At 71.2% G+C, this 9497-nt stretch carries 9 protein-coding genes; 5 read left to right on the top strand and 4 right to left on the bottom strand.

The genetic code is table 11. The features are described 5' to 3' along the window. Positions 1–66: 66 nt before the first annotated feature. From ACFWI4_RS22875 to ACFWI4_RS22860, 4 genes are read right to left on the bottom strand one after another with little or no spacing between them, the layout of a single operon-like run. Positions 67–786 (bottom strand): ABC transporter permease, encoded by a 720-nt coding sequence (locus tag ACFWI4_RS22875; protein ID WP_385397654.1) that lies wholly within the window; start codon positions 784–786, stop codon positions 67–69. A 10-nt stretch (positions 787–796) separates the two neighbouring features. Next, positions 797–1708 (bottom strand): ABC transporter ATP-binding protein, encoded by a 912-nt coding sequence (locus ACFWI4_RS22870; RefSeq protein WP_387199120.1) that lies wholly within the window; start codon positions 1706–1708, stop codon positions 797–799. Then, entirely contained in the window at positions 1705–2610 is a 906-nt protein-coding gene (locus ACFWI4_RS22865) for an ABC transporter permease (protein WP_385397650.1), read from the bottom strand. Before ACFWI4_RS22865 ends, ACFWI4_RS22870 begins: the two co-directional genes overlap by 4 nt. Then, positions 2600–3562, bottom strand: coding sequence for an ABC transporter ATP-binding protein (locus ACFWI4_RS22860; protein ID WP_385397687.1), 963 nt, complete (start codon positions 3560–3562; stop codon positions 2600–2602). The genes ACFWI4_RS22865 and ACFWI4_RS22860 overlap by 11 nt, the downstream gene beginning before the upstream one ends. A gap of 294 nt (positions 3563–3856) precedes the next feature. On the opposite strand from ACFWI4_RS22860, the gene ACFWI4_RS22855 reads away from it, so the two are divergent. From ACFWI4_RS22855 to ACFWI4_RS22835, 5 genes are all read left to right on the top strand, one after another. Further along, positions 3857–5626, top strand: coding sequence for an SDR family oxidoreductase (locus ACFWI4_RS22855; RefSeq protein WP_387199115.1), 1770 nt, complete (start codon positions 3857–3859; stop codon positions 5624–5626). 7 nt (positions 5627–5633) lie between these two features. Continuing rightward, a complete protein-coding gene (locus ACFWI4_RS22850) occupies positions 5634–6578 on the top strand; it encodes a MerR family transcriptional regulator (RefSeq protein ID WP_387199111.1) in 945 nt (314 codons plus the stop codon). 176 nt (positions 6579–6754) lie between these two features. Next, complete coding sequence (locus ACFWI4_RS22845) at positions 6755–7303, top strand: RNA 2'-phosphotransferase (protein WP_387199108.1); 549 nt, start codon at positions 6755–6757, stop codon at positions 7301–7303. A gap of 185 nt (positions 7304–7488) precedes the next feature. Further along, complete coding sequence (locus ACFWI4_RS22840) at positions 7489–8391, top strand: LLM class flavin-dependent oxidoreductase (protein ID WP_385397642.1); 903 nt, start codon at positions 7489–7491, stop codon at positions 8389–8391. 96 nt (positions 8392–8487) lie between these two features. After that, the gene (locus tag ACFWI4_RS22835; RefSeq protein WP_387199128.1) at positions 8488–9375 is read left to right on the top strand and encodes a Cof-type HAD-IIB family hydrolase; all 888 of its coding nucleotides are present in this window, start codon (positions 8488–8490) and stop codon (positions 9373–9375) included. Positions 9376–9497: the final 122 nt, after the last annotated feature.

Below are 9497 nucleotides of genomic sequence, written 5' to 3'. Positions count from 1 at the left end.
GTCAATAAAAATGGGGGCCCCCCGCGCGCGGGCCGCCCACCAGACGGCACGCGCGCGGGGGGCCGCTCACTCCTCGCCGGCCAGCGTCAGCGACCGCAGCCGCTGCCCCGCGTACCAGGTGGCGAGGACGGTGACCACGACCAGCAGGACCGTCGCGGTCGGCAGGCTCACGTCCGAGGTGACGAGGTCGCCGCCGGTCACCTTGTGGGCCACGGCGAGCGCCCACTGCTGGACGCTGAGCGTGCGCGCGCCGGACACCAGGGACCCGAACAGGGCCTCCCAGACGAGCGCGTAGACGAGCCCGAACACCACGGCGTGCCGGGTCACGGTCCCGAGGAGAAGGAACATCGCGGCGTACGCGATCGAGGCGACCAGCGCGGCCACGGTGTAGGCGACGGCGATCTGCTGGCCGTTGCCGTTGAGGATCATGCCGGCGATGAAGGTCGGCACGGCCGAGAAGGCCATGGTGACGGCGATCGCGACGATCAGCTTGGTGAAGATGATCGTCGGCCGCTTCAGGGGCTTGGCCAGCAGGTACACCACCGAGCCGTCGTCGATCTCGGGCCCGATCGCGCCCGTGCCGGCGATGACGCCGATGATCGGCACCATGGTGGCGAGCGCGAACCCGCCGAGCAGGTCGGAGGCCACCTGGTCGTCGGCTCCGGAGAAGCTCCGCACGGCCAGGGAGATCACGATGAGCAGGACGGGCAGGACGCCGAGGATGAGGGCCCGGCGGCGGCCGAGCAGGCCCCGGTAGGTGAGCCGGGCGACTGTGGGGTCGTACATCTTGGGCCTCCTACGCCGCGACGAGATACGAGAAGACGGATTCGAGCGACTCGTCGGACGGCGACACCGTCAGCAGCCGGATGCCGTGGTCGCGCGCGACCTTCGGCAGCAGGGCGGTGAACCGCCCGAAGTCGACGGCCTGGATGCGCAGCGCGCCCTCCGCGAGGTCGACCTCGATGCCGGAGGTCGACGGGTCGGCGATGAGCGCGGCGGCCAGCGCCCGGTCGTCGCTGGAGCGGACCAGATAGCGGTGCGGGCGGTCGGTCATCAGCCGGCGGATGCGCCGGAAGTCGCCGCTCGCCGCGTGCCGTCCGGCCACGATCACCTCGATGTGGGCGGCGAGCTGCTCCACCTCTTCGAGGATGTGGGACGAGAAGAGCACGGTGCGGCCCTCTTCGCCCATGCGGCGCAGCAGGTCCATGAGCTGCATGCGCTGGCGCGGGTCCATGCCGTTGAACGGCTCGTCGAGCAGCAGCAGCGACGGGTCGTGGACCAGCGCGGACGCCATCTTCACGCGCTGGCGCATGCCCTTGGAGTACGTGGAGATCTTGCGGTCCTGGGCGTACGCCATCTCGACGGTGGCCAGGGCGCGGTCGGCGGCCTTGGCGCCGAGGCCGTGCAGTTCGGCGTTGGCGAGGACGAATTCGCGTCCGGTGAGGAAGTCGTACATCGCCTCGCGCTCGGGGACGATGCCGATGTGGCGGTAGATGTCCTCATTGCGCCAGGTCGGCTTGCCGTCGAGGGTGACGGTGCCGGTGGAGGGGGCGAGGAAGCCGCCCATCATGTTGATGAGGGTGGACTTCCCGGCGCCGTTCGGGCCGAGGAGTCCGGTGACTCCGGGACCGATCGTCATCGTGATGTCGTTGACCGCCACCACGTTGCCGAACCAGCGTGAGACGTGGTCGATGGTGAGCGTGGTCACAGCCCGGCCTTTCGGTAGCGGCGCATCAGGAGGCCGTAGCAGCCCGCGATGAGACCCAGGACGACGACCAGGTAGACGACGCCCTGCGCGGACGAGGGGCCCACCTGGCCGGGGAAGGCGGAGGAGGCGCCCAGGAAGGCCGTCTGGACTCCGTCGATGAGGGTGATCGGCGAGAAGAGGCCGAGCCAGGGGACGGCTCCGCTGCTGGACCGCTCGAACGCGATGGCCTGGACGGTGGAGACCGCTCCGTAGGAGATGGTCAGGGCGGCGATGACGGCCGCGATGCCGAAGCCGCGCCGCGGGGTGATCGCCGAGATGACCAGGGCGATGCCGGCGAAGAGGAGCGACAGCAGTGCCACCGAGGCCAGTCCCTGTCCGAATCCCTTGGACTGGTCCGCGAAGTCGAGCTTGGCCAGCAGCGCGCCCACGTAGAGGACGATCAGCGGGGCGGCCGTGAGGATGAACAGCGCCGAGGCCAGGGCCGCGTACTTGGCGCGCACGTAGTCGGCCGTCTCGATGGGGCGCGAGAAGTACAGCGGGATCGTCTTGAAGCGCAGGTCCCGGGAGACGGCCTGGGGCCCCTGGGAGGCGACGTACAGGCCGATGACGGCCTGCATGATCACCGCGTAGCGCGTGTAGTCGACGGGCAGGTCCTTCGCCTTCGTGGCGACCGCGACGGCCACCATGATCAGCGCGGGGACGCACATCACCACGAAGAGCAGCATCGGCAGGACCTTGGACTTGACCGAGCGGCCCAGTCCGTAGGCGCCGCGCAGGGACTGCGAGTAGAGGGAGCGGCGTGCGTAGGCACGGCCGAGGCGCGGGCCGTCGTAGTTGCGGTAGCCGATGTTGTGGATACGGGTCTGCTCGCCCTGCTGGGCGAGGGGGTGCTCAACTGCCATGGCCGACCGCCTCCTTCCGCTGCTCGTCGCTCTCGGTGAAGACCTCGGCGATGTGGTGTCTGCGCTGTTCCATCCGGACCAGCCCGAGGCCGAGGTCGGCGACCACGTCGCGGACGAGGTCGTAGGTGTCCTCGCTCTCGGCGGTGAGCAGCAGGATGTGTCCGGCGCCCGGCAGTCCGCCGCCCTCGTGGGTCTCGATCCCGCGCGCGTGGAGCGCCTCGCGCACCGCGCCCGTGCCGTCGGGGTGTTCGTCGCTGTCGGTGACCTCGACGGCGAGGGTGGTGGTGGTCTTGGTGAAGTCCGTGGTGGAGCTGGAGCGCAGCAGCTTGCCGCCGTCGACGACCACGACGTGGTCGCAGGTGCGCTCCAGTTCGCCCAGGAGGTGGGAGGTGACCAGGACCGAGATGCCGAAGTCCGTGTGGATGCGCCGGATCAGTCCGAGCATGTCGTCGCGGCCGACCGGGTCGAGGCCGTTGGTCGGTTCGTCCAGGAAGACCAGCTGGGGGTCGTGGACGAGGGCCTGCGCGAGTTTGACGCGCTGCTTCATGCCGGTCGAGTAGCCGCCGATGGGGCGGTAGCGCTCCTCGTAGAGACCGACGTGGCGCAGGGTGTCCGCGGTGCGTTCGCGGGCCGCGGCCGGCGGCAGGCCGGACATCCGCGCCATGTGGACGACGAACTCGGTGGCCGAGACGTCGGGCGGCAGGCAGTCGTGCTCGGGCATGTACCCGACCCGCTCGCGGATGGCGGCGCCCTCGGTGGCGACGTCGAGGCCGAGCACGTGCGCGCGGCCCTCGGTGGCGGGGGACAGACCCAGCAGGATCTTGATCAGTGTGGACTTGCCGGCTCCATTGGCTCCGACGAGTCCGGTCACACCGGGCCCGACGTCCACGGAGAGCCGGTCAAGCGCGGTCACCCGGGGGTACCGCTTGCTCAGGCTTTCGGTCGCGATCACAGTCACGGTTCGACGGTAGTGGCGCACACCACAGGGGTCGTCAGACCACGGAGGTGGATCCGCGTCAGCCTCCAGGCGTACGGGCCCGTAGGGGTCACCCTCAGGTACGGGATCCGGGAGCCGTGATCCGGACTCCTTGCAGGGACCCCGGCGCCCGGTCGTCCGCGGTCGCCCGGTTGTCCACAGGCGTTCGCAGGCCTATTGACGCAGCCTCTAACAACTGTCACATTCGCCAGTGTCACGTTACGGGCACGTACCGCGACGGTGGGGACAAGTGGGGCGGGCGGAGGACTGATGAGTCTCGTGGGAGCGCGTGAACGCCGGGTCCGGACGGGCGGGATCGAGCTGTGCGTCGCCGAACTGGGCGACGCGGGGCGGCCGACCGTGGTGCTCGTGCACGGTTATCCGGACTCCAAGGAAGTGTGGTCCGAGGTCGCGGCGCGGCTCGCCGGCCGCTTCCACGTCGTGCTGTACGACGTGCGCGGGCACGGCGGGTCGACGGCGCCGCGGCCGCTGCGCGGCGGGTTCACGCTGGAGAAGCTGACCGACGACTTCCTCGCGGTGATCGACGCGGTCAGCCCCGGTAAGCCCGTGCACCTCGTGGGCCACGACTGGGGTTCGGTGCAGTCGTGGGAGTTCGTCACGGTCGCCCGCACCGAGGGCCGGATCGCGTCCTTCACCTCGATGTCGGGGCCCTCCCTGGACCACTTCGGCCACTGGATCAAGCGGCGGACGCGCCGGCCCACCCCGCGCAGGATCGGCCAGCTCCTCGGCCAGGGGGCCAAGTCCTGGTACGTGTACCTGCTGCACACACCGGTGCTGCCCGAGCTGGCCTGGCGCGGGCCCCTCGGCAAACGCTGGCCGGGGATCCTCCAGCGGCTGGAGAAGGTGCCCGCGGGCGACTATCCGACCGCGTCGCTGCCGTCCGACGCGGCGCACGGGGCGTGGCTCTACCGCGACAACGTACGGTCCCGGCTCGGCCACCCCCGCGAGGACGCCCACGCCCACGCGCCCGTGCAGCTCATCACGCCCCTCGGCGACGCGTTCCTCTCCGAGCGGCTCTACGACGAGCTGGAGAGGTGGGCCCCCGGCTCCGTGCGCCGCACCCTCCCGGCCAAGCACTGGATCCCGCGGACCCGTCCCGATCAACTGGCTTCCTGGATAGCGGAGTTCGTGACGGCCAACGAGGGCGGCGGGGACGGTGCGCCCGCGCCCTCGCCGGTCGCCTCCGGGAAGTACGCGGACCGGTTCGCCGGGCAGCTCGTGCTCGTCACCGGCGCCGGCAGCGGCATCGGCCGGGCCACCGCCCTCGCGTTCGCCGCGGCCGGAGCGCGGGTGGTGGCCGTCGACCGGGACGCCGGGGCCGCGGCCCGCACGGCGGAACAGTGCCTGCCGACCGGCTCGCCTGCGGCCTGGGCCGAGACGGCCGACGTCGGCGACGAGCAGGCCATGGAGAAGCTCGCCGCCAGGGTCGCCGCCGAGTACGGCGTGGTGGACGTCCTGGTGAACAACGCCGGGATCGGCCTCTCCGGCTCCTTCCTGGACACCACGTCCGACGACTGGAGGAAGGTCCTCGACGTCAATCTGTGGGGAGTGATCCACGGCTGCCGGCTCTTCGGGAAGCAGATGGCCGAGCGCGGGCAGGGCGGCCACATCGTCAACATCGCCTCTGCGGCGGCGTATCAGCCCTCGAAGGCGCTCCCCGCGTACAGCACCTCCAAGGCGGCCGTGCTGATGCTGAGCGAGTGTCTGCGCGCGGAACTGGCGGGCCGTGACATCGGCGTCTCGGCGATCTGCCCCGGCTTCGTCAACACGAACATCACCTCGACCGCGCGTTTCACCGGGGTCGACGCGGCCGAGGAGAAACGGCGCCAGAAGAGGTCGGCGCGGCTCTACGGACTGCGCAACTACCCGCCGGAGAAGGTCGCGGACGCGATCCTGCGCGCGGTCGTCCGTGACGAGGCGGTGGTCCCGGTCACCCCGGAGGCGCGCGGCGCCCGCCTCCTGCAACGGTTCGCGCCCGGGGCGCTGCGCGCGATCGCCCGCGTGGAGCCACGGCTGTGAGGTTGCGATGAGCGACGAGGCGGGCGGGGCCGCGTACCGCATCGAGGACCTGGCGCACCGCAGCGGCGCCACGGTCCGGACGATCCGCGCCTATCAGGACCGCGGGCTGCTGCCCCGACCCGAGCGGCGCGGGCGCGCCAACGTGTACGCAGACGCCCATCTGGCACGGCTGCGGCAGATCGCCGGCCTCCTGGACCGCGGGTACACGCTGGCCTCGATCAAGGAGCTGCTGGAGGCCTGGGACGCGGGCCGGGGGCTCGGCGGGATACTCGGCCTGGTCGCGGAGGTCGACGGGCCGTGGACCGACGAGCGGGCCGACCGGATCTCCCGGCGGGAGCTGGTGGAGCGGTTCGGCGGCCGCCCCGACGACGCGGCGGTCGCGGAGGCCGTGGAACTCGGCGTGCTGGAGCCCGTCCCCGGGGAGGAGGACGTCTTCCTCGTCCCGAGCCCCCAAGAGCTGTCCGTGGCGGTCGAGTTGTACAACGCGGGCGTCTCCCTGTCCGCGATCGCCCTCCATCTGCGGGAGTTGAGGGGTCAGGTCGAGCACATAGCCTCCCGTTTCCTGGAGTTCACCACGGAGCACGTCTTCGCCCGCTATCTGGGCGAGCATCCGCCGAGCGACGCGGAAACGGCCGAGGCGGCCTCGCTCGTACGCCGGCTGCGGCCGCTCGCCCAGCAGGCGGTGGACGCCGAACTGGCGCGCGCAATGCGGCACTTCGCCAACCGTCACTTGAGCCGTCAGCTCGCGGCGGGCCCGGTCCCGATGGAGCCGGAAAACGCCCGTCCGGTGCAGCTGCCCGCCGGGACGATACGGGCCGTGGAGCGCATGGTTGGGGCACGGCACGCGGCGGAGTTCGTCACGGCGGCCACCGAACGGGAGCTGCACGCACGCACGTTGGACCACTTGACTGTAAACGGACCTCTCCGCACAGGTGTTGACGAAACACCCTGAATAGCAAGCGCGTTGTCCACAGATTCGTCAATTCACCTGTGGATAACACCACTTGGTTGTGGATCAAACCTCCAACCCAAAATCACATGCGTGATCCGTCTCTCTCCAGGCACCCTGAGAGGATGAAGAAGCATGAGCAAGCGGATGATCGGACCGAAAGACGGACCGATGAACCGATGGACGACAAACGCACCGTGAAGGTGTCGAAGTACCTCTCGAAGCATCTGCGGCACCAGCCCGAGCGGATCGGACTCACCCTCGGCGAGGGCGGCTGGGTCGAGATCGGCACGCTGATCTCCGCGGCCGCCGCGCACGGCTTCCGGATCACGCGCGAAGAGCTCGATCATGTGGTGGCCACCAACGACAAGCAGCGCTTCGCCGTCGAGGGGACGAGGATCCGGGCCAGCCAGGGCCACTCCGTCGAGGTCGACCTCGGACTGCCCCCGGCGACCCCGCCCGCGTACCTCTACCACGGGACCGTGGCCCGCAGCCTCGACCTGATCCGTGCCGAGGGCCTGCGGCCCATGAACCGGCACGACGTGCACCTCTCCACGGACCGTGAGACGGCCACCCGCGTCGGCGCCCGCCGCGGCCGCCCGGTCGTCCTCGGCGTGGACGCCGCCGCCATGCACCGCGACGGCCATGTCTTCCGGGTCAGCGCCAACGGAGTCTGGCTGACGCAGACCGTGCCCACGCGCTACCTGCGGTTTCCGGGCCCGCACTGACCGAGCCCGCCCCACCCGCGCCGAACGGGGACACCGGACCGCGCCCTTCGGGACACCGGGCCGGCGCTGATCCGGGGAACTGGGCCCGCACTGATCCGGGTCACCGGTCACGTGCACGTGTCCCCGCGGCCCCCGTGTGCCCGGTCCTGAGGCGTTCGCCGGCCGGATCCGTCTACGCTCGACGCATGAGTCTGCGTCTGAGCACCGTGATCCTGCCGTACGTCCGCTGGAACGAGGGCGGGCGTTCCGCATGGCAGCGCGCGGAGCAGCTCGGCTTCCACACCGCCTTCACCTACGACCACCTCTCCTGGCGGACCTTCCGCGACGGCCCGTGGTTCGGGGCCGTGCCGACCCTGACCGCGGCGGCCGCCGTCACCGACCGGCTGCGTCTCGGCACGCTCGTGACCTCGCCGAACTTCCGGCACCCGGTGACCCTCGCCAAGGATCTGATCTCCCTCGACGACATCTCTGACGGCCGGATCACCCTGGGCATCGGCGCCGGCGGCACCGGTTTCGACGCCACCGCGCTCGGCCAGGACCCGTGGACCCCGCGCGAGCGCGCCGACCGCTTCGGCGAGTTCGTCCCGCTGCTCGACCGGCTCCTCACCGAGGACTCCGTCTCCTACGGCGGCAACTTCTACTCGGCCCACGAGGCACGCAACATCCCCGGCTGCGTCCAGCGCCCCCGGCTGCCGTTCGCCGTGGCCGCCACGGGCCCGCGCGGGCTGAGGCTCGCCGCCCGCCACGGGCAGGCCTGGGTGACGACCGGTGACCCGAAGCTGTTCGAGACGGGCACCCCGGAGCAGTCGGTTCAGGCCATTCGCGGACAGGTCTCCAGGCTCGCCGACGCCTGCGCCGAGATCGGCCGGGACGTGGCGGAGCTCGACAAGATCCTGCTCACCGGCTTCACCCCGGACCGCGGCCACCCGCTGGAGTCCCTCGACGCGTTCGTCGACTTCGCCGGCCGGCACGCCGAACTGGGCTTCACCGACATCGTGATCCACTGGCCGATCCCCGACTCGGAGTTCGCCGCCGACCCGAAGGTCTTCGAGCGGATCGCCATGGAAGCGGTGGCCCAGCTGGGCTGAACCGTGCCCCGGGGGATCCGGCGGGACGGGACGGCACGGGCGGGACGAGGCGGTTACCACTCAAGTGTGCGCACCGCCGCACGGCCGTGCGCATATATGCGGGAGAATGAGCCCGTGACCTCAGCGACTCGCCGGCCCGAGACTCCGGCCTCCACCGTCCCGCCCCGGCTGATCGCCACGGACCTCGACGGCACCTTGTTGCGCGACGACAAATCGGTGTCCGACCGCACGATCGCCGCCCTCGCCGCCGCCGAACAGGCCGGCATCGAGGTCTTCTTCGTCACCGGCCGCCCGGCCCGCTGGATGGACGTCGTCAGCGACCACGTCCACGGGCACGGCCTGGCCATCTGCGGCAACGGCGCCGCCGTGGTCGACCTGCACGGCGGCCCCGGTGCCCACCGCTTCGTCAAGATCCGGGAGCTGACCCCCGGCACCGCCCTGGACGTCATCCGGATCCTGCGCTCCGCCGCGCCGGGCACGGTGTGCGCCGTCGAGCGGACGTTCGGCCTCCATCTCGAACCGGGGTACCCGCTCATGCACATGGAGCCCCCGGAGATCGTCCTGCCCGCCGAGAAGCTCCTCGCCGAGGACGCCCTGGACGCCGACCAGCCCGTCCTGAAGGTCCTCGCGTTCCACCCGGACATGGACCCCGACGAGTTCCTCGCCGTCGCCCGCCCGGCCATCGGCGACCGGGCCAACGTGACCCGGTCGAGCCCCAGCGCCCTGCTGGAGATCAGCGGCCCCGGCATCTCCAAGGCCAGCACGCTCGCGCTGTGCTGTGCCGAGCGCGGTATCGCTCCCGAGGAGGTCGTCGCCTTCGGGGACATGCCGAACGACGTCGAGATGCTCACCTGGGCCGGCCGCTCGTACGCGATGGGCAACGCCCACCCGGACGTGATCGCCGCCGCCTCCGGGCGCACGGTCGCGAACAACGAGGACGGGGTGGCGGTGGTGATCGAGCGGATCCTGGCGGACCGCTCGTAGCACCGCGGACCCTGGCGGACCCTCGTAGCACCGCGGACCCCGGCGGACCGCCGGCGACACCGCGGACCCTTGCGGACCGCCGGCGACACCCGCGGGACCAGGGCCACGGGCCCTCCGGCGAC

This window comes from Streptomyces sp. NPDC127038, from assembly GCF_042725875.1.
Classification (GTDB): domain Bacteria; phylum Actinomycetota; class Actinomycetes; order Streptomycetales; family Streptomycetaceae; genus Streptomyces.
The sequence above is the reverse complement of the archived record's forward strand: the minus strand, read 5'-3'. Positions and strand labels throughout refer to the sequence as shown.